Annotated in this window: 20 protein-coding genes; 14 read left to right on the plus strand and 6 right to left on the minus strand. The window is 71.2% G+C overall.

All coding sequences use genetic code 11. The annotated features are described in order from the left end of the window. Positions 1-257: 257 nt before the first annotated feature. Complete coding sequence (locus OVA26_RS06560; protein ID WP_268103509.1) at positions 258-3950, minus strand: multifunctional oxoglutarate decarboxylase/oxoglutarate dehydrogenase thiamine pyrophosphate-binding subunit/dihydrolipoyllysine-residue succinyltransferase subunit; 3693 nt, start codon at positions 3948-3950, stop codon at positions 258-260. Between the two features lie 137 nt (positions 3951-4087). On the opposite strand from OVA26_RS06560, the gene OVA26_RS06565 reads away from it, so the two are divergent. Further along, positions 4088-5548, plus strand: a complete 1461-nt coding sequence (locus OVA26_RS06565) for a GuaB1 family IMP dehydrogenase-related protein (RefSeq protein WP_268103510.1) — start codon at positions 4088-4090, stop codon at positions 5546-5548. On the opposite strand, the gene OVA26_RS06570 is transcribed toward OVA26_RS06565, so the two are convergent. Then, on the minus strand, positions 5538-6650 hold the full coding sequence (locus OVA26_RS06570) for a glycoside hydrolase family 76 protein (protein WP_268103511.1): 1113 nt from the start codon (positions 6648-6650) through the stop codon (positions 5538-5540). The two genes, OVA26_RS06565 and OVA26_RS06570, sit on opposite strands and share 11 nt — an antisense overlap. Before the next feature lie 78 nt (positions 6651-6728). Between OVA26_RS06570 and OVA26_RS06575 the strand changes: the two genes are divergently transcribed. Continuing rightward, positions 6729-8072 (plus strand): hemolysin family protein, encoded by a 1344-nt coding sequence (locus OVA26_RS06575; protein WP_268103512.1) that lies wholly within the window; start codon positions 6729-6731, stop codon positions 8070-8072. Continuing rightward, complete coding sequence (locus OVA26_RS06580) at positions 8069-9124, plus strand: hemolysin family protein (protein ID WP_056226926.1); 1056 nt, start codon at positions 8069-8071, stop codon at positions 9122-9124. Before OVA26_RS06575 ends, OVA26_RS06580 begins: the two co-directional genes overlap by 4 nt. Before the next feature lie 111 nt (positions 9125-9235). On the opposite strand, the gene OVA26_RS06585 is transcribed toward OVA26_RS06580, so the two are convergent. Continuing rightward, positions 9236-10294, minus strand: a complete 1059-nt coding sequence (locus tag OVA26_RS06585; RefSeq protein ID WP_268103513.1) for an NADH:flavin oxidoreductase/NADH oxidase — start codon at positions 10292-10294, stop codon at positions 9236-9238. A gap of 28 nt (positions 10295-10322) precedes the next feature. Here OVA26_RS06585 and OVA26_RS06590 point away from each other — a divergent pair, with 28 nt between their 5' ends. The 4 genes from OVA26_RS06590 to OVA26_RS06605 all read left to right on the plus strand — a co-directional run bounded on the left by OVA26_RS06590 (position 10323) and on the right by OVA26_RS06605 (position 14293). After that, on the plus strand, positions 10323-11180 hold the full coding sequence (locus OVA26_RS06590; protein WP_268103514.1) for an ADP-dependent NAD(P)H-hydrate dehydratase: 858 nt from the start codon (positions 10323-10325) through the stop codon (positions 11178-11180). 86 nt (positions 11181-11266) lie between these two features. After that, complete coding sequence (locus tag OVA26_RS06595) at positions 11267-12574, plus strand: glycosyltransferase family 87 protein (protein WP_268103515.1); 1308 nt, start codon at positions 11267-11269, stop codon at positions 12572-12574. Between the two features lie 40 nt (positions 12575-12614). Continuing rightward, entirely contained in the window at positions 12615-12941 is a 327-nt protein-coding gene (locus tag OVA26_RS06600) for a thiamine-binding protein (protein ID WP_056226935.1), read from the plus strand. A 104-nt stretch (positions 12942-13045) separates the two neighbouring features. After that, the gene (locus OVA26_RS06605; protein WP_074694394.1) at positions 13046-14293 is read left to right on the plus strand and encodes an MFS transporter; all 1248 of its coding nucleotides are present in this window, start codon (positions 13046-13048) and stop codon (positions 14291-14293) included. Between the two features lie 70 nt (positions 14294-14363). On the opposite strand, the gene metX is transcribed toward OVA26_RS06605, so the two are convergent. Continuing rightward, a complete protein-coding gene (metX, locus tag OVA26_RS06610; RefSeq protein ID WP_268103516.1) occupies positions 14364-15569 on the minus strand; it encodes a homoserine O-acetyltransferase MetX in 1206 nt (401 codons plus the stop codon). A gap of 116 nt (positions 15570-15685) precedes the next feature. Here metX and OVA26_RS06615 point away from each other — a divergent pair, with 116 nt between their 5' ends. Further along, positions 15686-16384, plus strand: a complete 699-nt coding sequence (locus OVA26_RS06615) for an SDR family NAD(P)-dependent oxidoreductase (RefSeq protein WP_268103517.1) — start codon at positions 15686-15688, stop codon at positions 16382-16384. 150 nt (positions 16385-16534) lie between these two features. Here the strand turns inward: OVA26_RS06615 and OVA26_RS06620 are convergent, their stop codons facing one another. Beyond that, the gene (locus OVA26_RS06620; RefSeq protein ID WP_056226943.1) at positions 16535-17857 is read right to left on the minus strand and encodes a bifunctional o-acetylhomoserine/o-acetylserine sulfhydrylase; all 1323 of its coding nucleotides are present in this window, start codon (positions 17855-17857) and stop codon (positions 16535-16537) included. 147 nt (positions 17858-18004) lie between these two features. Here OVA26_RS06620 and OVA26_RS06625 point away from each other — a divergent pair, with 147 nt between their 5' ends. Next, entirely contained in the window at positions 18005-18775 is a 771-nt protein-coding gene (locus OVA26_RS06625) for an SDR family oxidoreductase (protein ID WP_268103518.1), read from the plus strand. 55 nt (positions 18776-18830) lie between these two features. On the opposite strand, the gene OVA26_RS06630 is transcribed toward OVA26_RS06625, so the two are convergent. Then, positions 18831-20327 (minus strand): MFS transporter, encoded by a 1497-nt coding sequence (locus OVA26_RS06630; RefSeq protein WP_268103519.1) that lies wholly within the window; start codon positions 20325-20327, stop codon positions 18831-18833. A gap of 205 nt (positions 20328-20532) precedes the next feature. On the opposite strand from OVA26_RS06630, the gene OVA26_RS06635 reads away from it, so the two are divergent. The 5 genes from OVA26_RS06635 to fliS all read left to right on the plus strand — a co-directional run bounded on the left by OVA26_RS06635 (position 20533) and on the right by fliS (position 25105). Continuing rightward, positions 20533-21210 carry a hypothetical protein gene (locus OVA26_RS06635; RefSeq protein ID WP_268103520.1) on the plus strand — a complete coding sequence of 226 codons (678 nt, stop codon included), beginning with the start codon at positions 20533-20535 and terminating at the stop codon, positions 21208-21210. A 131-nt stretch (positions 21211-21341) separates the two neighbouring features. Beyond that, complete coding sequence (locus tag OVA26_RS06640) at positions 21342-22214, plus strand: sigma-70 family RNA polymerase sigma factor (protein WP_268103521.1); 873 nt, start codon at positions 21342-21344, stop codon at positions 22212-22214. A gap of 144 nt (positions 22215-22358) precedes the next feature. Beyond that, entirely contained in the window at positions 22359-23231 is an 873-nt protein-coding gene (locus tag OVA26_RS06645) for a flagellin N-terminal helical domain-containing protein (RefSeq protein WP_268103522.1), read from the plus strand. Between the two features lie 101 nt (positions 23232-23332). Then, positions 23333-24697: a flagellar filament capping protein FliD gene (gene fliD, locus OVA26_RS06650; RefSeq protein WP_268103523.1), complete on the plus strand. Its 1365-nt coding sequence runs from the start codon at positions 23333-23335 to the stop codon at positions 24695-24697. Between the two features lie 21 nt (positions 24698-24718). Next, complete coding sequence (fliS, locus tag OVA26_RS06655) at positions 24719-25105, plus strand: flagellar export chaperone FliS (protein WP_056226969.1); 387 nt, start codon at positions 24719-24721, stop codon at positions 25103-25105. The last annotated feature ends 1 nt before the right edge of the window (position 25106 follow it).

Consider the following 25106-nt stretch of genomic DNA (forward strand, 5'->3'; position numbering starts at 1 on the left):
GGAGCGCGGGGCGCGGGGCGCGGGGAGCGCGAGACGGCATCTCGCTGACAACGGGGCCGCAGGATGACGCCGCTTCGTCGGCGAGATGCAGTTTCGGCGATCCCGGCCCCGCCAGGCCTCCCGCCGAGGCGCGCGTGTGCGCAGCTCTTGGTGAGAGCGCGGCGCCCGGGGACACGCTGTAGCCCTCTGCCGCCGGTGCGGTGAAACGCCGAGGGGCCCGACCGACAGGATGTCGTTCGGGCCCCTCGGCGTGCGGGTCAGCGCGCGAGCGCTTCTTTCATGATCGCGGCGTGCTCGTTGGCGTGCACCTTCGGCGAACCCGTCGCGGTCGAGGCCGCGGCGGCGCGCGAGATGCGGCGGATCGAGCGGCCACCGAGCTGATCGGCGATCTCGAGGGCGATGAACGGCCACGCCCCCTGGTTCTCGGGCTCGTCCTGCACCCACACCAGTTCGGCGTTGGGGTACTCGCCGAGGACGCGGGTCAGCTCCTCGATGGGCGCCGGGTAGTACTGCTCCAGGCGCACGAGGGCGATCTCGGGGTTCGGGTTCTTGTCGAGCTCGGCGCGCAGATCCCAGTGGATCTTGCCCGCGTGCAGCAGGACACGCGTGACGGCGCCCTTGTCGACCCCGCGGTTGTCGTCGAGCACGGGCTCGAAGCGACCCTCGAGGAAGTCCTCGACGGGGCTCGTCGCGCCGCGCAGACGCAGCATCGCCTTCGGGGTGAAGACCACGAGCGGGCGACGGGGACGCTGGTAGGCCTGACGACGCAGCAGGTGGAAGTACGACGCGGGGGTCGAGGGGCGGGCGACGATCATGTTGTCCTGTGCGCACATCTGCAGGTAGCGCTCGATGCGGGCCGACGAGTGGTCGGGTCCCTGGCCCTCGTAGCCGTGGGGGAGCAGCAGCACGACGCTCGACTGCTGCGCCCACTTCTGGTCGGCCGACGAGATGAACTCGTCGATGACCGACTGGGCGCCGTTGGCGAAGTCTCCGAACTGCGCCTCCCACAGCACGAGCGCGTCGGAGCGCTCGACCGAGTAGCCGTACTCGAACGCCATGGCGGCGTACTCGCTCAGGAGGGAGTCGTAGACCCAGAAACGGCCCTGGTTCTCGCTGAGGTTCGCCAGCGGCAGCCACTCCTGGCCGTTGTCGCGATCGTGGAGCACCGAGTGACGCTGCACGAAGGTTCCGCGACGCGAGTCCTGGCCCGCGAGGCGTACCGGGGTGCCCTCCATCAGCACCGAGCCGAAGGCGAGGAGCTCGCCGAAAGCCCAGTCGATGTTGCCGTTGCGGCTCATGTCGTGGCGCTTCTCGAGCAGCTGCTGGAGCTTGGTGTGCACCGTGAAGCCGTCGGGCTTGTTCACGAAGGCGTCGCCGATGTGCTGGACGACCTCGCGCGAAACACCCGTGGTCTCGGGAGCGCCCACCGCCGGCTCTTCGGTCGCGTCGATGGTGACGACGGGGTTCGCACCGGTCTCGGCCTCGTGCGTGTCGGCGAAGGCGACCTCGAGGCGGTTCTGGAAGTCTTGCTTCGCTTGCTCGTACTCGTCTTCGGTGATGTCACCGCGGCCGACGAGCGACTCGGTGTACAGACGGCGGACCGAACGCTTCGCCTCGATGAGGTTCGTCATCAGGGGCTGGGTCATCGAGGGGTCGTCGCCCTCGTTGTGACCGCGGCGGCGGTAGCAGACGAGGTCGATCACGATGTCGCGGTGGAACTCCTCGCGGTACATGAACGCGAGCTCCGCGGCGCGGACGACGGCCTCGGGGTCGTCGCCGTTCACGTGCAGGATCGGGGCCTGGATCGTCTTGGCGACGTCGGTGGCGTACACCGAGGTGCGGGCGTCGGTCGGAGTCGTGGTGAAGCCGACCTGGTTGTTGACGACCACGTGGATCGTGCCGCCGGTGCGGTAGCCGCGCAGCTGCGACATCTGCAGCGTCTCGACCACGACGCCCTGACCTGCGAACGCGGCGTCGCCGTGAACGAGGATGGGCAGCCACGAGAACGTGCCGATGGGCTTGCGGTCCTGCTTGGCGCGGACGATGCCCTCGAGCACGCCGTCGACGGTCTCGAGGTGCGAGGGGTTGGCCGCCAGGTACACGGGGAGCTCGTCGCCCGCGTCACCGACGAAGGTGCCCTCGGTGCCGAGGTGGTACTTGACGTCTCCGGAGCCGCGCTTGCTGCCGATCGCGACGGCGCCCTCGAACTCGCGGAACACGTGCCCGTAGGTCTTGCCGGCGATGTTGGTGAGCACGTTCAGACGCCCGCGGTGGGCCATGCCGATGGCGGCCCCGTCGAGTCCGGCGGAGGCCGCACCCTGGAGGATCTGGTCGAGCAGGGGGATGAGGGACTCGCCGCCCTCGAGACTGAAGCGCTTCTGACCGACGTACTTGGTCTGCAGGAACGTCTCGAACGCCTCGGCCTGGTTCAGCTTCGACAGGATGCGCAGCTGCTCGTCGTGGCCGGGCTTGGTGTACTTGACCTCGAGGTTGCTCTGGAACCACTGGCGCTGGGCCGGGTCCTGGATGTGCATGTACTCGACGCCCATGGTGCGGCAGTAGGAGTCGCGCAGCACGCCGAGGATGTCACGCAGCTTGGCGACGCGCTTGTTGCCGAGACCTCCGGTCACGAACTCGCGGTCGAGATCCCAGAAGGTCAGCCCGTGCGATTCGATCTCGAGGTCGGGGTGCGTGCGCTGGACGTACTCGAGCGGGTCGATGTCGGCCATGAGGTGGCCGCGCACGCGGAAGGAGTTGATGAGCTCCTGCACGCGGGCGCTCTTGTCGATGCGCTCGGAGATGTCGACGCTGATGTCGGCGGCCCAGTGGATGGGCGCGTAGGGGATGCGCAGGGCGGCGAAGATGTCGTCGTAGAAGCCGCGCTGCCCGATGAGCAGCTCGTGGACCTTCTTGAGGAACTCGCCCGAGCCGGCGCCCTGGATGACGCGGTGGTCGTAGGTGCTGGTGAGGGTGATCGTCTTGCCGATCGCCAGCTCGTTGAGCGTCTTCTCGCTCGCGCCCATGAACTCGGCGGGGTAGTCGAGCGCACCGGCGCCGATGATCGCGCCCTGGCCGCGCATGAGGCGGGGGACCGAGTGGACCGTTCCGATGCCGCCGGGGTTGGTGAGCGAGACCGTGGTGCCCTGGAAGTCGGCGGGGGTCAGCTTGTTGGTGCGGGCGCGGCGCACGAGGTCTTCGTACGAGGCGAGGAACTCGCCGAAGGTGAGGGTGTCGGCCCGCTTGATGCTCGGGACGAGGAGGGCGCGCGACCCGTCGGGCTTGGGCATGTCGATCGCGATGCCGAGGTTGACGTGGGCGGGGGCCACGACCGAGGGCTTGCCGTCGATCTCGGCGTAGTAGACGTTCTGGCTGGGGAACTCCTTGAGCGCCTGGATCAGCGCCCAGCCGATGAGGTGGGTGAAGCTCACCTTGCCGCCGCGCGTGCGCGACATGTGGTTGTTGATGACGATGCGGTTGTCGATCATCAGCTTCGCCGGGATCGTGCGCACGCTGGTCGCGGTGGGCACCGTGAGCGAGTCGTCCATGTTGGACGCCAGGGCCTTCGGCATGCCCTTGAGGACCGTCACGCGGTCTTCTTCGGTGCTCTCTCCGGCAGCGGAGGGCACCACGCTGGGCGCCTGCGCCGGGATCGGCTGCGGCTTGGCCGGCTTCGCCGTCGTGCGGGCGACGGGCGCCTGACCGACCACGGGGATGGGAGCCGTCACCGGCTTGGGCTCGGACGCCGCCGGCGCCTGCGGCGCGGAGGGCGGGGGAGCGGCGGCGGAGGATCCATCGACGACCGGGTGGTACGCCTCCAGAATCGGCCACCAGGCCTTGTCTACGGAGTGCTTGTCGACTTTGAACTGTTCGTAGAGTTCGTCTACGAGCCACTCGTTCGCGCCGAACTCGCCCTCGCTCGAAGTACCGACGCCCGTCACCTGGCTCGACACAGTCGATCGCCTGCTTTCCTCGATGAAGATTCCTGTGGATACGCGGACGTCGCCGTCCTGCGTTCCTGCCAGCCTAGCCGAGGATTCTGGACGCCTTTCGGGTCTTTACATTCCCCTGATGTGGTGAGGTGGATGCCATGGAGTTCTCCGGCGCGCAGCCCGATGTCGACCTGACGTACTCGGACGTGTTCCTCGTCCCCCGCCATTCCGAGGTGCGGAGCCGCCTCGACGTGGACCTCGCCCCCGCCGACGGCAGCGGGGCGACGATCCCGCTCGTCTCGGCGAACATGAACTCGGTCACGGGCACGCGGCTCGCGGCGACCCTGGCGCGTCGCGGTGGCCTCGGCGTGTTGCCGCAGGACATGTCGCTGGAAGATCTGGTCGAGGCCGTGTCGTGGGTCAAGGCCCAGCCGACCGCGTGGGACACGCCCCTGATCCTCCCGCCCGAGGCCACCGTCGCCGACGCCCGCCGCATCCTCCCGGCGGTGCCCGGTCGGGGCATCGTCGTGGCCGTCGCTCGTGAGGACGGGGTGGTGGACGTGTCCGCGGTGCGGGGCATCGTGTCCGCGGGGCGCCTCGCCACGGCCCTCCCTGACGCCACGCTGGGTGACATCGCTCGTCGGGACGCCGCTGCGCTCGACGCGGCGGACGTGCACGACCCGCGCGAGGTGTTCGCGCGGATCGAGGCCGCGGGCGTCGACATCGTGCCGGTGGTCGACGGCGACCGGCTGGTCGGCACCCTTGCCGCACGCAGCGCGTTGCGCGCCTCCGTCTACCGCCCGGGTGTCGACGACCGGGGGCGCCTCATCGTCGCCGCGGCCGTCGGGGTGAACGGCGACGTCGCCACCAAGGCGCGCGCCCTCGCGGACGCCGGGGTGGACGTCCTCGTCGTCGACACCGCCCACGGCCACCAGGCCCAGATGCTCCGGGCGCTGCGCGCGGTGTCCGCCCTCGATCTCGGCATCCCGATCGCCGCCGGCAACGTGGTGACCGCGGACGGCGTCGCCGACCTGACCGACGCCGGGGCGACGATCCTCAAGGTGGGCGTGGGACCGGGAGCGATGTGCACGACCCGCATGATGACCGCGGTCGGGCGGCCCCAGTTCTCGGCGGTGCTCGAGACCGCCGAAGCCGCACGGTCGGTGGGGGCGCACGTGTGGGCGGACGGCGGCGTGCGCTACCCCCGCGACGTGGCCCTCGCACTCGCCGCGGGTGCGGCATCGGTCATGGTCGGCTCGTGGTTCGCCGGGACCATCGAGGCGCCGGGAGAGCTGCAGACCGACGCCGGAGGGCGCATCTACAAGGAGTCGTGGGGCATGGCCTCGACCAAGGCGGTGCAGGGACGGTTCGGTGCGCTCGACCCGTTCGAGCGGGCGCGCAAGGAGCTGTTCGCCGAGGGCATCTCGTCGTCGCGCATCTACCTCGACCCGCAGCGTCCGGGCCTGGAGGACCTGCTCGACATGATCACCTCGGGCGTGCGCTCGTCGTTCACGTACGCGGGAGCGGCCACCGTCGCCGAGTTCCACGAGCGCGCCCGCGTCGGCTTGCAGTCGGCCGCCGGGTACGACGAGGGCAAGGCGCTCCCCGTCAGCTGGTGAGCAGGCGGTCGAGGGTCGCCGCGGCCTCGAGCGTGATCCAGGCGCCCAGCTGCACCGAGAGGTCCAGGTCGTCGCCGTCGGCGACGGCCGCGCGGCGCGGGTCGGCCGGAAACAGCCCGTCGCGGCGGCCCTCCCACAGGGCGTCGGCGTTGCGCTCGACCAGTCGCCGGGCCGCGTGCGCCGCGGCGTCGCCCTCGTCGTCTTCGCTCTCGGACAGCTCGGCGGCCGCGTCGGCGAGATAGCGGGCGAGGATGCCGGCGAACAGGCCCCCGTCGCCGCCTCCGGCCGCGGGGAAGAGCCCGCCGTCGTCGGCGCACCACCGCTCGACCGCGTGCACGAGCTCGCGCGCCCGGCGCACGTGTCTCCACGCGGCGTCGGTCTCGTCGATCGCCGACTCGCCCAGCAGCAGCTCGAGTCCGATCGTCGCGCCCTGGTTGTAGGTCCACAGGTCGGGCCGCACCGCGTCGTGCTCGATGCCGTCGCGAACCAGACCGGTCGTGTCGTCGTCGAGGGTGGATGCCATCCAGTCGGCGAGCCGCTCCGCCTCGGTGCGGTGACCGGTCAAGGCCAGCACCATCGCCCCCGGGGCGTTCGCGGGCGCGTTGTACAGCGCGCTGCCGACGCTCCACGGGAGGGCGCCGACACCGGGGTCGATCGCCTCGTGCAGGCGCCCGGCGATCTTGCGGAACGCGCGGGGGTTCGCGCGGCTGGTGAACAGTCCCAGTCCCATCCAGGCGATGTCGTCGTAGAACGGCGTCGTCCAGCGCCCGATGGTGCGCAGCGTCACGCCGCGGCCCAGTCGGCGCAGGAGTCGGCGGCGCCGCGGGTCGGGGCGGTTGCGCTCGGCGTCGGCGAGCAGGTGGATCAGGTGGGCGTGCCACCAGTAGTGCCACGTCCGGGCGCTGCGGGCGTCGGCGACGGAGGCGTGCGCCCAGGCGACCGGACCGTAGCGGTGGAGGTAGCGCTCGAGCACCGCTCGTTCCGCGGCGGCGGCGCGGTGCTGCGCCGGGGTGTCGGCATCCATTCGTCCATCTTCTCGACTGCCGAAGACGAGCACGAGACGGATGCCGCACGCCCGGGGCTGCAATAGAATCGACGTCACGATGGACGACCCTCCCAGTTGTAGACCCAGGCCCCAACGACCCTCTTCCGCCGATCGATCGAGCGGGGGTGATGCCTGATGGATTTCGTCATGCTGGGCGTGGGGCTCGTGCTCACCGTGGGAACAGGACTCTTCGTCGCGAGCGAGTTCGCCCTCGTCAACCTCGACCGTGCCGACCTCGAGTCCCGTCGTGCCGCGGGTGAGACCCGTCTGTCGCTGACCATCGATGCCCTGCGCATCACCTCGACGCACCTGTCGAGCGCGCAGCTGGGCATCACGCTCACGACGCTGCTCACCGGTTACACGATGGAACCGGCGATCTCGAACCTGCTCCGGCCGGTCTTCCAGTCGTGGGGGCTCCCCGAGGCGCTCACCGTCTCGGTGGCCGCCGTCATCGGCGTCGGCTTCGCGACCGTGCTCTCGATGATCCTCGGCGAGCTCGTCCCCAAGAACTTCGCGCTGGCCATCCCGCGCCAGACGGCCAAGCTCGTCATGCCGTTCCAGGTCGCTTTCACCGCGGTGTTCAAGCCCGCGATCGTCGTGCTCAACGGCAGCGCCAACGGCGTGCTGCGCGCGATGGGCGTCGAACCCAAAGAGGAGCTGTCGGGAGCCCGGTCCGCCGAGGAGCTGTCGAGCCTCGTGAAGCGATCGGCCAGCGCCGGCATGCTCGAGAAGGACACGGCCTCGCTGCTGGACCGCAGCCTCACCTTCGCGCGCCTCAGCGCGGCCGACGTCATGACCCCGCGCCCGAGCGTGCACGCGCTCGCCGCGGGCGACCCCGCCGACGACGTGGTGCAGCTCGCCCGCCGCACCGGGCACAGCCGCTTCCCCGTGTACGGGGAGTCGATGGACGACATCGTCGGCGTCGTGCACCTCAAGGCCGCGATCGGTGTGCCTCGCGAGAAGCGCGGCGAGGTTCCCGTCGCCGCTCTGTCGACCGAGCCCTTGCGCGTACCCGAGACCGTGCACCTCGACGCGCTGGTGTCCGAGCTGCGCTCGCGCGGGTACCAGATGGCGATCGTCATCGACGAGTACGGCGGAACAGCCGGGGTCGTCACCCTCGAAGACCTCGTGGAGGAGATCGTGGGCGAGGTGCTCGACGAGCACGACCGCTCGCGCGCCGGCGTCGTGCGCTCGGCGGCGTCCGTCACGTTCCCCGGCGACCTGCGGCCCGATGAGGCCCTCGACCGCGCCGGCGTGCGCGTGCCCGAGGGAGAGGTGTACGACACGGTGGGCGGCTACATCATGGCGGCGCTCGAGCGCATCCCCGTCGTCGGCGACACCGTCGATCTCGAAGACGGCAGACTCGCCGTGCAGCGCATGGACGGCCGGCGTGTCGACCGCGTGCAGTTCACGCCGACCCCGGTGGAACAGGACGTCGACGAGCTGGTGCGCGCGGCGAAGGGCGGTGACCAGCGATGAGCGACTGGGCCGGAATCGCCTGGCTGGTGGTCCTCTTGGCCGCCAACGCCTTCTTCGTCGGCGCGGAGTTCGCCGTCATCTCGGCGCGCCGCTCGCAGATCGAGCCGCACGCCGACCGCGGCTCGCGCGCGGCCAAGACCGCGCTGTACGCCATGGAGCACGCGACGCTCATGCTCGCGACCTGCCAGCTGGGCATCACGATCTGCTCGCTGCTGATCCTGAACGTCTCGGAGCCCGCGATCCACCACCTGCTCGAGGGGCCGCTGGGACTCACCGGGCTGCCCGAGGCCGCCGTCGGCGTGATCGGCTTCGTCGTCGCGCTGCTGGTGGTGTCGTACCTGCACGTGGTGTTCGGCGAGATGGTGCCCAAGAACCTCGCGTTCTCGCTCCCGGATCGCGCCGTGCTCATGCTCGCCCCGCCGTTGGTCGCCGTCTCGAAGGCGTTCCACCCGATCATCGTGGCGCTCAACTGGACGGCCAACCACGTGCTGCGACTGTTCCGCGTGGAGCCGAAGGACGAGGCCGCCTCGACCTACACGCTCGACGAGGTCGCGACCATCGTGACGCAGTCGCGGCGCGAGGGCGTGCTCGACGACTCCGCCGGAACGGTGACCGCCGTGGTCGAGTTCACCGAGAAGAAGGCCGCCGACATCGCGGTGCCGGTGAGCGCCCTGGTGACGCTGCCCGAGACGACCACCCCGGCCGAGATCGAGCGCGCCGTCGCCCAGCACGGATACTCGCGGTACGTGATCGTCGACGAGACGGGACACCCCACGGGCTACGTGCACCTGAAGGACGTGCTGCGCGCGGCGGAGGGATCGGATGCCGACATGGCCCGCCCCATCCCCGCCAAGCGCGTGCACCACATGGTGTCGATGCTCGAGACCACCGATCTCGAGGACGCCCTGGCCCTCATGCGCCGCTCCGGTCGTCACCTCGCCCAGGTGCGCGACGACCGCGGCGACGTGCAGTCGGTCCTCTTCCTCGAAGACGTGATCGAAGAGCTCGTCGGCGAGGTGCAGGACGCCACCGAGCGTCGTCGCTTCGTCTGAACGCAGAACACCGGATGCCACGGGGCCTGGGCCTCGTGGCATCCGGTGTCTTCGGGTGAGGGTGCGGTCGTTGCGTGTGATGTCGGCCGGGGTGCGCGGGTGCGGCGGGCCTCAGTACGCGCGGAGGTACTGCGCGGGGGCGGGGCTCGGTGCGCCCAGCTCGGCCGCGGCCCGCAGCGCGTAGTGCGGGTCGCGGAGCCATTCGCGGGCCGAGAGGATCGCGTCGGCGCGGCCGTCGGCGAGGATCTGCTCGCCGAAGGTCGGGTCGTCGATCATGCCGACGGCCGCGACGAGCAGGCCCGTCTCGCGTCGGACGGTCGCGGCGTAGTCGACCTGGTAGCCGGGCCCGGGGACGATGTGCTGATGGGGCACGAGGCCGCCGCTGGAGACGTCGATGAGGTCGGCGCCCGCGTCGGCGACGAGACGCGAGGCCGCGACGGTGTCGGCGACGTCCCAGCCGCCGTCGGCGGCGTCGGTGGCCGAGAAGCGGACGAACACGACCGCCTCTCCCGCGGCCTCGCGCACGGCCTCGGTCACCCGCGCGAGGAGGCGCACACGGTTCTCGAACGATCCGCCGTACTCGTCGTCGCGGTGGTTCGTGAGCGGCGAGAGGAACTGGTGGAGCAGGTAGCCGTGGGCGGCGTGCACCTCGACGACCTGGAAGCCGGCGCGAACGGCCCGGCGGGTGGCATCCGCGAAGTCGGTGACGACCTTCTCGATCCCCGTGGCGTCGAGGGCGACGGGGGCGGCGAAGGCGTCGTACGCCAGAGCCGAGGGGGCGACGGTGGTCCAGCCGCCCTCAGCGGGAGAGACCGTGCCGCGACCGCCGGTGAGGGGCGAGGTGGTCGAGGCCTTACGGCCCGCGTGGCCGAGCTGCACTCCGGCGACCGCTCCGCGCGAGCGGATGGCGGCGACGATCGGGGCCCACGCCTCGGCCTGCGCGTCGGTCCAGATGCCCGCGTCCTCGGGCGAGATCCGCCCCTCGGGGGCCACCGCGGTCGCCTCGGCGATCACCAGACCCGCGCCTCCGGCCGCGAACTGCGCGAGGTGCACGTGGTGCCACTCGTTCGGCACTCCCTCGACAGCGCTGTACTGGCACATCGGCGAGACCCAGAGGCGGTTGCGCATCTCGGTACCGCGGATCGACAGGGGTGTGAAGAGGGAACTCATGAGGACCTTTGCGTTCTAGGGTGACGCCATGACGGCGAAGGACTTCAACGGGCAGGACGTCGCCCGTGCACTGCGGAAGCCAACGGCGGACGACGACAAGTATTCCCGCGGAGTCGTCGGGTTGCGCACCGGCTCGGCCCGATACCCGGGCGCCGCGGTCCTCGGGGTCGAGGGGGCCTGGCGGACGGGAACGGGGATGGTCCGATACCTCGGCCCCGCGCGCGCCCAGGACTTCGTGCTCCACCGGCGCCCCGAGACCGTCACCGCGGACGGGCGCGTGCAGGCGTGGGTCATCGGATCGGGGACGGATGCCGCCGAGCGCGACGCCGCCGAGACCGCGGCGCTGCGCGGCATCCTGTCGGGAGAGATCCCCGTCGTCGTCGACGCCGGAGCGCTCGATCTCGTGCCGGGGGCGACGGCCCCCGTGATCGTCACCCCGCACGCGCGGGAGCTCGACCGGCTCCGCGAGAGCCTCGGGATGCCGGCGGCCGACGCCCGTGACGACGACGCGCGAGAGGCGGCGGCTCGCGAGACGGCGGAGGCGTTCGGGGGAGTGGTGCTCTCGAAGGGGGCGGTGACCATCGTCGCCGCCGCGGGCGGGTGGACGCGTCGCGTGTCGGCCGGGACCCCGTGGCTGGCGACGGCGGGCACCGGTGACGTGCTCGGCGGGGTGCTCGGAGCCGTCCTGGCCGGGTCGGTGGCCGCCGGCCGCGACGCCGTGGGCGACCTCGCCACCAGCGCCGCCGCGGCCGCGTGGCTGCACGGACGCGCCGGGCGGGCGGCATCCCTCGCCCTCGAAGAAGGCGGCGGACCGATCGCGGCGCTCGATGTCGCCGAGGCCCTCCCGGGCGTCGTGGCCGCCGTCCTGCGGGACTCGATCACGTAACGGTTCGCCCCCGCGCACCGCGCGACGACGGGGGTCGCGCCGCCGGCCGTCCGGGTCGGGAAGCCCCGCCCGCTTAGGATGAGGCGGTGTTGAGGCGTGTCGTTCCCCTGTTTGTCGCGTTCGTCGCCGTACACGTCGTGGTGGGGATCCTGGGCTATCAGCAGCCCAACGAGCCCATGGGCGACGTGTACCTGGTATACGAACCCTGGTCGCGCTGCGCGCTCTTCGGCGGCATCGACGTGAGTTCGTGCACGCGCAGCGACGCGTGGGCGTGGCCCGGCATCACCGAGAAGTGGATCTACCCGCAGCTCGCCTTCCTGCCGATGACGTTCGCGTGGGTCTTCGCCTGGGCGGTCGGGTACACCCCCGCGTGGGCGATCACCGTCGCCCTGTTCAACCTCGTCGCCTTCGTCGTGCTGGTCGGCACGGGCCGCTCGACGGGTCGCGTGCTCGCCGCATGGTTCTGGCTCGCCGCGATCCTCCTCATCGGTCCCGTGGGGCTCTATCGCATCGACGGCATCACGGTGCCGTTCGCGATCCTCGGCAGCATCTGGATGCTGCGGCGCCCGTTCGTGGCATCGCTCCTGCTCTCGATCTCGGTGTGGATGAAGGTGTGGCCCGCCGCGATCCTCGCCACGGGTCTCATCGTCGTGCGCCGTCGCCTGGCGCTGATCGGGGGCGCGGTCGCGGTGTCGCTCGCGACGATCATCCCCGTCGTGGCGCTGGGCGGAGCGCCCTACGTCTTCGGCTTCGTGGGAGACCAGACGTCCCGCGGCATCCAGATGGAGGCGCCGGTCGGCGGCCTGTACATGTTCCTGGCGGCCTTCTACGTGCCCGGCAGTGAGGTCTACTACGACGGCGGCGTACTCACCTTCCAGGTGACCGGGCCGGGCGCCGAGCCCCTCATCGCCGCGATGACCCCGATCATGCTGCTCACGATGGTCGCCGTCGCCGTCGTCGGCGTGATGAAGATGCGCCGCGGAGCGACCTTCCTCTCGCTGTTCCCCCCGCTCTCGCTGGCCCTGGTGACCGCGTTCATCGCGCTGAACAAGGTCGGCTCGCCGCAGTACTACGTGTGGCTGTTCGCCCCGGTCGTGCTGGGCCTGATGATCGACCGTCGCCGCTGGTACGCGTTCGCGGGGATGACGCTCGTGATCGCCGCTCTCACGCAGTGGATGTACCCGCTGATGTACGACGGACTGATGGCGACGCACCCGAACCCCTTCCCCGTGGTCGTGCTCGAGGCGCGCAACCTGCTCGCCCTGGTCCTGCTGGTATGGGCGATCGTGCGCGTGGTGCGCGTGCCCACGGGGCGCGTGCGTCCGCCGGCGGGGCTGCGCGAGATCGTGACGGGGCGCCGGCCGATCCCCGCGCGGGTTCCGTCCGGGCGCTGAGCCCGTTCCGCCCGGCGGGTCGCCGCCGTAGGCTCGGACCATGCTCATCGCCTTCTCCGTCGCCCCCTCCGGCGTCGGCACCCTCGCCGCCGAGAACCCCGACGCCTCGGTTCACGACGCCGTCGCCGCGGCGGTCGCCGTCGTGCGCGCGTCGGGGCTGCCGCACCGCACGACCTCGATGTTCACCGAGATCGAGGGGGAGTGGGACGAGGTATTCGCCGTCGTGAAGGCGGCGACGGATGCCGTGATGCCCTACGGCTCTCGTGTCTCGCTCGTACTCAAGGCCGACATCCGCCCCGGGCGGACCGGCGAGCTCGACGGCAAGATCGAGCGGCTCGAGGACGCGCTGGAGCGTCGCGAGGACTGAACCGCGCGGGCGCCACTCCCGGTTCTCGAAACGATTCGACCTGACCCTCGCCGGCCGACTACGATCGGCTGGTGACCTCTTCGACGACCTCGAGAGGTGCGGCGATGCGGGCGCTCCTTTCTCTCGCCATCGGCAGTTTCGGCATCGGCATGACCGAGTTCGTGGTGATGGGCCTCTTGCCCAACATCGGCCGCGACCTGCTGCCCACCGCCTACGCGGCGTCGCCCGACGACGCGATCGCCCAAGCCGGGTGGCTCATCTCGCTGTACGCCCTCGGCGTCGTGGTGGGAGCCCCCACCATCGCCGGGTCGGTCGCGCGCTTCCCGCGGCACCGCGTGATGATCGTGCTGGCCGCAGCGCTCGCCTTCTTCACGCTGCTGACCGTGATCGCCCCCACGTTCGAGCTGGTCGCGGCATCCCGCTTCCTCGCAGGACTCCCGCACGGGGCGTACTTCGGCATCGGCGCCCTCGTCGCCGCCGACGTGCTCGGCCCGGGCAACCGCGCCAAGGGCGTGGCCTTCGTGCTCACGGGCCTCACGATCGCGAACGTCGTGGGCGTGCCGCTCGGCACCCTCCTCGGCCAGCAGGTCGGGTGGCGTGCCGCGTTCGCGGTCGTCGCGGGCATCTTCGCCCTCGCGACGCTGTGCATCGCGTTCTTCGTGCCGAAGCACCCGGGCACGCCCGGTCGACGCCTCCGCGACGAGCTGCGGGTCTTCCGGCTCGGACAGGTGTGGTTCGCGCTCGGCATCGGCGCCGTCGGATTCGGCGGCTTCTTCGCGATGTACAGCTACATCGCGCCCATGATCACCGACGTCGCGGGCCAGCCGGAATGGGCCGTCTCGCTCGTCCTGGTGCTCGTGGGCATCGGCATGACGATCGGCAACATCGTCGGAGGAGCGCTCGCCGACAAAGACCTGCGCTTCTGGCTGTTCACCGGGCTGATCGCGCTGGGCGCGGCCTCCGTGGGCCTCGCCCTGACCGCCGGGTGGATCGTGAGTCTCGTGCTGTTCGCGTTCCTCGTGGCCTTCTGCGGCTCGGCGCTCAGCCCCGCCATCCAGACGCGGCTCATGGACGTCGCCGAGGACAACCAGTCGATCGCCGCCGCCCTCAACCACTCGGCGCTCAACATCGGCAACAGCCTCGGAGCGTTCCTCGGCGGCCTCGCGATCGCCGCGGGGCTGGGACTCGTGGCCCCCGCGTGGGTGGGGGCGGTCCTGGCCCTCGGCGGACTGGTCGTCGCCGTGCTCGCCTATCGCGTCGAAGATCGCACCGGCCGTCACCCCACCCACCGGATGCCGGCGGCCGAGGCCGCGCAGACGGCGATCACCGGCTCGATCCCGACGCAGCGTTGAAGCGGGCGCGAGCGCGCTCGCGGGTCGACCGAAATCGCGGATGCCGCGGGCTCACGGCATCCGGGAATGCTCAGCTCGCGAGCAGGCGGCGCAGGTGCGCGGCGACCGCGGCGGTCTCGATGAGGAAGCCGTCGTGGCCGAAGTCGCTCGAGAGCACGACCGCGCTGTCGCCGTCGAGCGTGTGCGGGACCCCGCGGGCGATGCGGTGCTGGCCGTCGATGGGGAACAGGCGGTCGCTGTCGATCCCGAGTACCAGCGTGGTCGCGGTGACGCGGCCGAGGGCGTCTTCGACGCCGTCGCGGTCGCGGCCGACGTCGTGCGAGTTCATCGCCTCGACCAGGGTCAGGTAGCTGTTCGCGTCGAAGCGGCGGGTGAACTTGTTGCCGTGGAAGTCGAGGTACGACTCCACCGCGAAGCGTCCGCCGCGGCCCAGGGGGCTGACCCCCGACTGCCACGACCGCTGGAAGCGCGAGTTGAGCTCGGTGGGGCTGCGGTAATTGAGAAGGGCCATGCGGCGGGCGAGCGCCAGACCGCGGTGCGGGCCGTCCCCGTCGCCCGCGTCGTAGTACTCGCCGCCCGCGAAGCGGGGGTCGACCCGCACGGTGTCCATCTGCACGGAGTTCAGCGCGATCTGGTCGGCCGTCGTGATCGGCGGGGCCGAGAGGATCGCGGCACGCTCCACACGGTCGGGGTGACCGACGGCCCACTCGATCGCGTGCATGCCGCCCATCGAGCCGCCGACCACGGCGTACCAGCTGCCGATGCCGAGGCGATCGGCGAGCAGGGCCTGCGCCGCGACCTGATCGCGGATCGTCAGGTACGGAAAACGCGAGGCCCACTCGTACCCGTCGGGCGCGATGCTCGCGGGGCCGGTCGAGCCCTGGCATCCGCCCAGCATGTTCGGGGCGACCACGAAGAAGCGGTCGGTGTCGATCGCGGCGCCGGGGCCGACGAGGTCGCTCCACCACCCGGCCGTGGGATGGCCGGGCCCGGCCGCGCCGCGCACGTGGCTGTCGCCGGTGAGGGCGTGCAGGATGAGGACCGCGTTGTCGCCCGCGGGGGAGAGCTCGCCCCACGTCTCGAAGGCGAGGCGGAACGCCGGGAGGGACTCGCCGCTCTCGGTCTCGAACGCCCCGAACGCGGCGAAGCGGCGGTCGCCGACCGGGTCGCCGTCGCGCCAGGCGCCGGTGGCGGGAGGGCGGCCGAGGAGGGACCGGGCGTCGGCCTCCGTCACCGGGGCCGAGGGCACCGTGTCTTCGGAGATCTGCCAGTCCATGGCATCCATTCTCTCCGGTGTCGGAGGGGTCGACCGGACTGTTACAGTCGCGGACCACGGCGACGGCGCTTGTCAAGAACCCGTTCCCTCCCGGGTGGGGTCGTCATGATCCGGGCATGGCGAACTTCCTCCTCATCGCGGCCTCGAGCGACATCGGTCAGGCGACGGCGAAACGACTGCAGGACGCGGGACACCGCGTCGCGACCACCGCGCGGGACTCCTCGCGGATCGAACCCGACTTCACCCTGGATGCCACCGACTTCGACGCCGTGGACCGCGTCGTCGGCGAGGCGGGCGAGCTCGACGGCATCGCGGTGTTCGCGGGCTCGATGCTGCTCAAGCCTGCGCACCTGACCTCGCGCGAACAATACGACGAGCTCATCGCCGCCTCGCTGACCACGGCGTTCGCCGCCGTCCGCGCTGCAGGATCCCACATGCGCGACGGGGGAGCGGTCGTGCTGGTGTCGTCGGCGGCTGCCCTCGCGGGGCTGCCGAACCACGACGGGATCGCCGCGGCGAAGGCCGGGGTCATCGGTCTGACGCTCTCGGCCGCCGCGAGCTATGCCGCGCACGGACTGCGCGTGAACGCCGTCGCGCCGGGCCTCGTGCAGACGCGGCTGACCGAGAAGCTCACCTCGAGCGACATGTCGCGCAAGGTCTCGGAGGCCATGCACCCGCTCGGTCGCCTCGGCGAGCCCGACGACGTCGCGCGCGCCGTGGAGTTCCTCCTCGCGCCCGAGAACGCGTGGATGACCGGCCAGGTGCTGGGCGTCGACGGGGGCCTGGGAAGCCTGCGGCCCCGGCAGAAGGTGTGACCCCCGCCGCGTGAGGGGGCGGTTCTGGTCGCCTCGCACGCGGCTGGGCGACACGTTCCGACCCCTCACGCGCGTCGGCACACGCACGTCGGTACACGCGCGAACGCCCCGACCCGGGGAGCCCGGGGCGGGGCGTTCGGCGCGTGCGGGTCAGGCGCGGGCAGCCTCGGACAGGCGACGCGCGGCGGCGAGGGCCTCGTCGAGATCGGCCTTGAGGTCGTCGATGTTCTCGAGCCCCACCGACAGGCGCACCAGGCCCGGAGTCACGCCGGCGGTGAGCTGCTGCTCGGGCGTGAGCTGCGAGTGGGTGGTGGACGCCGGGTGGATGACCAGCGAGCGCACGTCGCCGATGTTGGCGAGGTGGCTGAACAGGCTCAGCGAGTTGACGAACTCGCGTCCCGCCTCGACGCCGCCCTTCAGCTCGAACGACAGCACCGCGCCGACGCCCTTGGGGGCGTAGTTGTTGGCCGCGGCGTACCAGGGGGAGGTCGGCAGACCGGAGTAGTTGACGGTCGCGACGTCGGGGTGCGACTCGAGCCACTCCGCGATCTCTTGCGCGTTCTGCACGTGGCGCTCGATGCGCAGCGACAGGGTCTCGATGCCCTGGATGAGCTGCCACGCGCTCTGCGGCGAGATCGAGGCTCCGAGGTCGCGCAGCAGCTGTACGCGCGCCTTGATGATGTAGGCGAGGCCGTCGCCGACCGCCTGCGTGTAGACCGCGCCGTGGTACGAGGGGTCGGGGGTCGTCAGGCCCGGGAAGCGCTCGGAGTTCTCGGACCAGGGGAAGGTTCCGCCGTCGACGATGACGCCGCCGATCGTGGTGCCGTGCCCGCCGAGGAACTTGGTCGCCGAGTGGACGATGATGTCGGCGCCGTGCTCGAAGGGGCGGATGAGGTACGGGGTCGCGATCGTGTTGTCGACGATGAGGGGCACCCCGGCGTCGTGGGCGATGTCGGCGACGGAGCGGATGTCGAGCACGTTGATCTTGGGGTTGCCGATGGTCTCGGCGAAGAACAGCTTGGTGTTCGGGCGCACCGCCGCGCGCCACTCTTCGGGGTCGTCCTGGTTCTCGACGAAGGTCGTCTCGATGCCGAGCTTGGCGAGGGTGTACTTGAAGAGGTTGTATGTGCCGCCGTAGATCGAGCTCGACGAGACGATGTGGTCGCCCGCCTGCGCGATGTTGAGGACGGCGAAGGTCTCGGCTGCCTGTCCGCTGGCGACGAGGAGGGCGCCGGTGCCGCCCTCGAGGCCCGCGACGCGCTGCTCGACGACGTCTTGCGTGGGGTTCTGGATGCGCGTGTAGATGTTGCCGAACTCGGCCAGCGCGAACAGATTCGCGGCGTGGTCGGCGTTGTCGAACACGTACGAGGTGGTCTGGTAGATCGGGGTGGCGCGGGCCTTGGTCACCGGGTCGGGCTGCGCGCCCGTGTGGATCTGCTTGGTCTCGAAACGCCAGTTCTCGGGTACCGACATGACTGCTCCTCAGCTTCTGGAGGCCGGGCGGTCGCCGTGGCCTGCTGCGAGCGTAGGGACAGCCTCCGACACCGACAACCGGTGGGGACACGGGCCGTAACACCGCGCCGCGGCCCGGTGTCGGAGGGGACCGATAGCGTGGATGCCATGACACGACGCGCAGTGGTGACCGGGGCCAGTTCGGGTATCGGAGAGGCGACGGCGCGCCTCTTGCGCTCGCGCGGGTGGGAGGTCGTGGGCGTCGCCCGTCGCGCGGACCGCCTCGCGGCCCTCGAGACCGAGACCGGGGTCGTCGCGCACGCGGCCGACCTGACCGACGCCGCCGACGTCGCCGGGCTGTCGACCTGGCTGCGCGAGACCGGCGGACTCGACGCGCTCGTGCACGTCGCCGGAGGCGCGCGCGGCAGCGACCGCGTCGAAGACGGCGACCCCGAGGACTGGCGCTGGATGTTCGAGGCGAACGTGCTCTCGGGGCAGCGGCTCGTGGCATCCCTTCTGCCTCTCCTGCGCTCGGCCGCCGATGCCGGGGGCCACGCCGACCTGCTCTTCGTCACCTCGACCGCCGCGCAGACGGCCTACCCGGGCGGCGGCGGGTACAACGCGGCCAAGGCGGGCGAGGCGATGCTCGTGCACGCTCTGCGTCAGGAGCTCAACGGCGAACCCCTGCGCGTCATCGAGATCGCCCCCGGCATGGTGCGCACCGAGGAGTTCAGCCTCAACCGCCTGAGCGGAGATCAGGATGCCGCCGACAAGCTGTACGAGGGTGTCGAGGCGCCGCTCCTGGCCGACGACGTCGCCGACGTCATCGCGTACGCCCTCGACGCCCCCGGTCACGTGAACCTCGACCTGGTCACCCTGCGTCCCGTGGCCCAGTCCGCGCAGCACCTGCTCGCGCGCGGGCCCCTGACGACGCGCTGACCCGGGGGCGACCGCGCCGCGGTCGACAGCGGCGAAAGGCAGCCCGGTAGCGGGGTCAGCCCACCTCTCCGCGCGCCGCGGTGGCGGCGACCTCGACCTCCGCGGCGTCCGAGAACGCGACCTTCGGGACGAAGAACAGCAGCACGGCGGCGAGCAGGCCGCCCGCGCTGCAGATGATCCACACGGTGACGTAGCCGGCGAACGGTGCGGCGGTTCCGATCGCGGCTCCCGCACCGCCGGCCAGCACCACGCCGAAGATCGCGGACGACATGGTGCCGCCCATCGTCTTGGTCGTGTTGGTCATCGCCGAGGCCACGCCCGTCTGTCCGCGCGGAGCCGCCGCCGCGGCGGCGGCGGGCATCGCCGCGACCAGGGCGCCCGCGCCGAGACCCGCGATGCCGAGGCTCAGTAGCACCTGCCACAGCTGGTCGTGCAGGGGGAGGAGGAGGGCGTACCCGACACCGACGAGAGCCGCGGCCCCGATGAGCATGACGCGCGGGCTCGCGCGACGCGAGGTGGCGGCGAAGAGGACGGCGCCGACGATGAGCGAGAGCAGGTAGGCGCCGACCACGTTCGAGCGCTGCGTCGCGTCGAGGCCCAGGCCGTAGCCGAGGGCGGGGTCGGTGCCGATGTAGGTGACGAGCGGCCCCTGAGCCCCGAGCAGGCTGATCCCGACGAGGAAGGCGGTGGCCTGCACGGGCCACATCTCGGGACGCCGGAGCATGCGGATGTCGATGGCCGGATCGGGTTGGCGCAGCTCGTAGCGCACGAAGAGCGCGCCGAGGATCACACCGACCACGAGGAGGCCGCCGATGACGAGGGGGCCCGGGCCCGCCGGCAGGCGCACGAACGACAGCGCCCCGGTGATGAACAGCAGAGCACCGGCGAGAATGACGAAGCCGCCGACGTCGAGGCGGCGCGGCTCGCTCGAGCGCTCGGACTCGGGCACCCCGAGCCAGATCGCGACGCTGATGAGGGTCACCACGACGGCCGGGATCGCCAGAGAGAGCTGGAGGTCGCCCCCGCTCGCGGCGAAGAAGCGACCGGCGGCGAGAGCGCCGAGGATGCCGCCGAACTGCAGGCCGACGACGAGGAGTCCGGCGGCACGGCGCGTCTGGGACACTCCGCGCTGCTGGCGGCGTCCGCGGTCGAAGATCAGGGCGATCTCGAGAGGCAGCCAGACGACGTAGAACCCCTGGAACGCCCACGCCACGAGGAAAGTCGCGAACGAATCGGCGAACACCAGCGCCCAGCTCGCGAGAGCGGTGGCGATCGCCGAGAGCAGCAGGATGCGCTTGTGCCCGAACATGTCGCCGAGCTTGGCGAGGACGGGGAGGACCAGGGCCGACACGAGGAGCTGGGCCGCTTCGAACCAGTTGATGTCGGCGTCGCGGATCCCGAGGTGCGTGACGATCTCGGGGAACAGGGGGATGTAGAAACCCTGGAGGATGCCACTGGCCAGCTCCACGAGAACGAACCAGCCGATGAGACCCGCGGTCACCCCGAGTGCGGAGGTGCGCACCCGTGCGACCGCGCCGGAGACGCGCGACATGGCGTGAGAGTAACACCGCGAGCACCGGGGTCGACGGCGCGGGGGACGCGCCGCGGAGCGCGCGCGGGGCGCCTCTCGCCGTCGCGGCGCGGCGGCCGGCCTGGAGCGTGCTATGTTCGCTCGTAAACGTGCAAAAAAGGAGCTGGCGCGAATGGGGTGGGACGCGCGGGCCGTGGCGGTGGACGGAGCGGGATTGCGCTCCGGCATGACCGCCGCAGAGATGGTGGCGCGGTTCGCCCGACTCAACGAGCTGGCGACCGCCGATGCCCTGCGCGAGTTCGCCGACCCCGGCTCCCCGGCACCGACCTTACGCGCTCGGATCGTCTCCGCGCGCTTGGCCGACGAGTCCCGCGTCCGGGGTGGTCGATCGGAGTCGCACGCCGATGCGGTGTTCGACCGCTGGCTGCGCGCGCACGGGATGATCCCGCATCGCGGCGTGGCCTGGGGCCGCGTGAGCACGCTCGGGCCTTACTCCCGGCTCGTCCTGACGCTCGCGGCCACCATGCGCGTGGGGACGCGTGCCGCCCTCGTGCGCCTCGACCACGACGTGCGTCGCGTCACCCGGGCCCTCGAGGAGGAGGGGTGCGACGCGGCGTTCGAGCAGTTTCATCGCGATCCGCGCGCGTTCGCCCACCCGTCGTTCCCACGCGTGCAGGCGGGGGTGCTCGTGAGTCCGGTGCGCGGCTGGCGATGGAACGAGCGGGAGCGCTTCTCGCGCCTTCTGAACCGGCACGGCCTCCGCGCGCGCTCGGGATTGGCGGAGGACCAGTGCCACGTCGACGCGGGGGCTCCGCTCGTCATCTGGAACCCCCGTCTCGCGACCCTGCCGATCGGCGAGGCGCCCGTGACCGTCGTGGATCTCCGGGTGATGGCGCGGTCCTGAGCGCGCTCGCCGCGACCCGACGGCGACGTCCCGCGTCGGCTTGAACCCCGGGGCCGGGACCCGGGGCGGGGAGCGGTTCCGGAGTGTGTTAGTTTCTGCTTGTAAACAAGCAAAAAGCAGGAGCACCCGTGTTGAGCAGCGTCACTGCCCCCCGTGAGTCCGAGACCCCGATGTCGCCGGAGCGTCTCGCCCGGGAGAACCTGCCCCTGGCGAAGTACCTCGCCGTCGAGAAGGCGCGCAGCGCGCAGCACGTCGATCTCGACGATCTCCTCTCGGCGGCGTACCTGGGCCTGGCCACCGCGTCGATGGAGTACGAGCCCGCCCGCGGCATCCCGTTCGGCGCGTACGCGCGCACGAAGATCACGTGGGCGATCCTCAACGAGATGCGCGCCGCCGACCCGGCAGGCGAGCGCAGTCGCGAGAAGATCGAGCGGGTGCGCGTCGCCGACGAGCTCGTACGGGTGCGAACCGGGCGGGCCGCGAGCGTGGCGGAGCTGGCCGCCGAATCGGGCCTCGACGCCGAGGTCGTGGCGAAGATGCGGGTCCTCGACGAGATGGTCCGCACCGGGACGAGCTTCGAGGTGCAGTTCGAGAACGACGACTCCCGGCAGGTCGCCGACCTCACCGACAGCGTCATCCTGCCCGAGCACGCCGTCGAGCAGGCCGAGAAGCAGCGCATGCTCGAGCGCATCGTCGACGCCCTCCCCGACCAGATGCGCCAGGTCATCCGCGGGGTCTACCTCGACGAGCGGATGGTCAAGGACGTCGCCGCGGATCTCGCGGTCAGCCACGCCTATGTCTCGAAGCTTCGACGGGTCGGTCTCGGACTCATGCGCGAGGCCCTCGACGCGTGGGAGAACGGTACGACGCCCGATCGCTCGACGGCCACGAAGGCCGCCTTCTTCGACGGCGTCTTCGGCTCCGCGCCGGCGCCGTCGGGCCGCGGCCCGCAGACGGCCGCGTCGTCGAGCGTGGACCTGGCGGGACTGGCGCTGCCGGCCTGATCCGACCGCCCGGATGCCGCCGAGCGGGCGGCCCCGCGGAGTTCTTCGCGCACCTCGGTTACGCACGGCCCGCCCCGTCGCGATGGTGGGGGTGCAGGGCCACGGACGGCCCCGCTTCGAATACCCCATCCACGGAGGAACAACATGGGTCTTCAGATCGCAACCAACGTCGGTGCTCTCAACGCGTACCGCAACCTGTCGTCGAACCAGAACGACGTGTCGAAGTCGCTCGAGAAGCTCTCGAGCGGTCTGCGCATCAACCGCGCGGCCGATGACGCCGCCGGTCTCGCCATCTCCGAGGGCCTGCGCTCGCAGGTCAACGGCCTCAACGTGGCCGCGCGCAACGCCCAGGACGGCATCTCGGTCATCCAGACCGCGGAAGGCGCCCTGACCGAGGTCCACTCGATCCTGCAGCGCGTGCGCGACCTCGCCGTGCAGGCGGGCAACGATTCGAACAACGCCGATTCGCGCAAGGCGATCCAGACCGAGGTCACGCAGCTGACCGATGAGCTGGTCCGCATCGCCGACTCGACGAACTTCAACGGCATCGACCTGCTCAAGGGCGGCGACGCCCTGAGCTTCCAGGTCGGGGCCAACGGCGACGCGTCGTCGCAGATCACCGTTTCCCGCGGAAATCTGAAGACCGCTCTCGCGTCGATCACCGACATCACCTACGGAACAGCTGGCGCATCGTCGACGCACGCCCCGACCGCGGCGTTCGCGTTCGATTCCGCTACGACCGCGGCGGCCGCCGTCACGGCGATCGACACCGCGATCAACGAGGTGTCGTCGCAGCGCGCGGGCCTCGGTGCGGCACAGAACCGCTTCGAGTCGACCATCAACTCGCTGCAGGTCTCGGCCGAGAACCTGTCCGCCGCGAAGAGCCGCATCGTCGACACCGACATGGCGGCCGAGATGGTCAAGTACACGGCCTCGAACATCCTGGCTCAGGCGGGCACCGCGATGCTCGCCCAGGCCAACCAGTCGGGCCAGGGCGTCCTGCAGCTCCTGCGCTGATCCGCAGCGCTGACGCGCCGGCGACGCCCGGGCGGGGGATTCCTCTCGCCCGGGCGTCGCTTCACCCGGGATCGCTGCACAGACGGAAGACGAAAGACACCATGAACATCGACGGTCTGGCATCCGGTCTGAAGACCAAAGAGGTCATCGACGCGCTGATGAACGTCGCGGCGATCCCCAAGACCCTGGTGACGAACAAGATCACCGACCGCACCACCATCATCAGCAACCTGCAATCGTTGAACACCTCGCTGCAGAGCCTCGCCGACAAGGCGAAGACCGCGGCATCGGCGACCTCGCTCGCGCGCTTCACGGCGACGAGCTCCGCCGACGCCGTCACCGTCACGGCCGGCGACAAGGCCCGTGCGTTCTCGACCGCCGTCGTGGTCGACGCCCTCGCCGTGGCCCACGCCCTCGTCACCGCTCCCGGCTCAGCCGATGCCTTCGCCGGACCGTTCACGCTCGTCGCCGCCGACGGCACGGCGACAGAGATCTCGCCGACCGGCAGCGCGCCGGGCGATCTGGTCGCCGCGATCAACGCCGCGGGCGCGGGCGTCACCGCCACCGTGGTGCCGGGCGGCCGAGGGGCCGATGGCCAGCAGCTGTCGCGCGTGCAGATCACCGCGAGCACGACGGGGGCGGATGCCGCCTTCACCCTGCGCCGCGGCACTGCCGCCGACGTCGCCGCCGGAACCGGACCCGACGTCGCGACCGAGGCGGGCGCCGCGATCGTCGCGCAGGGGACCGATGCGGTCATCCGCCTGTTCGCGGGGACCGCCGCCGAGCAGAAGGTCACCAGCTCGACCAACACCTTCGCCGGGATCGGCGAGGGCATCGACCTCACCGTGCGCGCCGTGTCGGCGCAGCCGGTGACGATCACGGTCGCCGCCGACCCGAAGGCCCAATCCGACACCGCGGCCGCGTTCGTCAAGGACATCGCGGCCCTGCTGACCCGCATCGACAACGGGTCCAAAGCCACCGTCGCCGCCCCGGGCGCCGCGACGACGCTGGGCGTGTTCACCGGCGACAGCACGGTGCGCGCCCTTCGCGGCGCGCTCGCCGGCGCCGTGCAGAGCCCCGTCGACGGGATCTCGCCGTCGACGATCGGCATCCGCGTCGACAAGGCCGGGACGCTCACCTTCGACCAGGACGCCTTCGCCGCGGCGATGACGGCCGATCCCGCCCGCACGCAGGCGGTCTTCTCCGCCGTCTCGGATCGCGTCCAGGCGGCCACCGCGCAGTACTCCGACAAGTACGACGGCCTGCTGACGCAGCGGATCACCGGTCAGCAGACGGAGGTCAAGACGCTGCAGCAGCAGGTGGAGCGCATGGACCTGCGGCTCGACATGCGGCGCGCCACGCTCGAGCGCACGTACTCCGCGATGGAGGTGCGCCTGTCGGGACTGCAGTCGCAGTCCTCGTGGCTCACCTCGCAGCTGGCCGCCCTCACCCCGTCGTCGAAGTAACCGCGAACAGGAGACAGAACGATGCCCGTCACCACCCTCGCCCGTGCGCAGCAGGAATACCTCGAGCAGCAGGTGTCGTCCGCGACCCCCGAGCGTCTGGTCACCATGCTGTACGACCGGCTGCTCGTCGACGTCGAACGCGCGCGCGTCGCCCAGTCCGCCGGTGACTGGCCCTCGGCCGGCACGTACCTCACGCACGCCCAGGCGATCATCGCCGAACTCAGCGGCTCGCTCGACGCGAACTGGGACGGGTCGGACGGGCTGCGCGGGCTCTACACCTACATCACGGGCCGCCTCATCGTGGCCAACGTCGGTCGGGACGAAGCGGCGACCGAGGAGTGCGCGACCCTGATCGCCCCGCTCCGCGACGCCTGGCACGCCGCGGCCGCCGCCCTCACGGTCTCGTGAC

It is taken from the genome of Microbacterium sp. SL62, assembly GCF_026672635.1.
Taxonomy (GTDB): domain Bacteria; phylum Actinomycetota; class Actinomycetes; order Actinomycetales; family Microbacteriaceae; genus Microbacterium; species Microbacterium testaceum_A.

Bases quoted from the DNA above. Each gene is read 5' to 3' on its own strand.
- OVA26_RS06565 (WP_268103510.1), top strand. From the start codon at position 4,088: ATGGAGTTCTCCGGCGCGCAGCCCGATGTCGACCTGACGTACTCGGAC.
- OVA26_RS06575 (WP_268103512.1), top strand. From the start codon at position 6,729: ATGGATTTCGTCATGCTGGGCGTGGGGCTCGTGCTCACCGTGGGAACA.
- OVA26_RS06580 (WP_056226926.1), top strand. From the start codon at position 8,069: ATGAGCGACTGGGCCGGAATCGCCTGGCTGGTGGTCCTCTTGGCCGCC.
- OVA26_RS06585 (WP_268103513.1), bottom strand. From the start codon at position 10,294: ATGAGTTCCCTCTTCACACCCCTGTCGATCCGCGGTACCGAGATGCGC.
- OVA26_RS06590 (WP_268103514.1), top strand. From the start codon at position 10,323: ATGACGGCGAAGGACTTCAACGGGCAGGACGTCGCCCGTGCACTGCGG.
- OVA26_RS06600 (WP_056226935.1), top strand. From the start codon at position 12,615: ATGCTCATCGCCTTCTCCGTCGCCCCCTCCGGCGTCGGCACCCTCGCC.
- OVA26_RS06605 (WP_074694394.1), top strand. From the start codon at position 13,046: ATGCGGGCGCTCCTTTCTCTCGCCATCGGCAGTTTCGGCATCGGCATG.
- metX (WP_268103516.1), bottom strand. From the start codon at position 15,569: ATGGACTGGCAGATCTCCGAAGACACGGTGCCCTCGGCCCCGGTGACG.
- OVA26_RS06615 (WP_268103517.1), top strand. From the start codon at position 15,686: ATGGCGAACTTCCTCCTCATCGCGGCCTCGAGCGACATCGGTCAGGCG.
- OVA26_RS06620 (WP_056226943.1), bottom strand. From the start codon at position 17,857: ATGTCGGTACCCGAGAACTGGCGTTTCGAGACCAAGCAGATCCACACG.
- OVA26_RS06625 (WP_268103518.1), top strand. From the start codon at position 18,005: ATGACACGACGCGCAGTGGTGACCGGGGCCAGTTCGGGTATCGGAGAG.
- OVA26_RS06630 (WP_268103519.1), bottom strand. From the start codon at position 20,327: ATGTCGCGCGTCTCCGGCGCGGTCGCACGGGTGCGCACCTCCGCACTC.
- OVA26_RS06635 (WP_268103520.1), top strand. From the start codon at position 20,533: ATGACCGCCGCAGAGATGGTGGCGCGGTTCGCCCGACTCAACGAGCTG.
- OVA26_RS06645 (WP_268103522.1), top strand. From the start codon at position 22,359: ATGGGTCTTCAGATCGCAACCAACGTCGGTGCTCTCAACGCGTACCGC.
- fliD (WP_268103523.1), top strand. From the start codon at position 23,333: ATGAACATCGACGGTCTGGCATCCGGTCTGAAGACCAAAGAGGTCATC.
- fliS (WP_056226969.1), top strand. From the start codon at position 24,719: ATGCCCGTCACCACCCTCGCCCGTGCGCAGCAGGAATACCTCGAGCAG.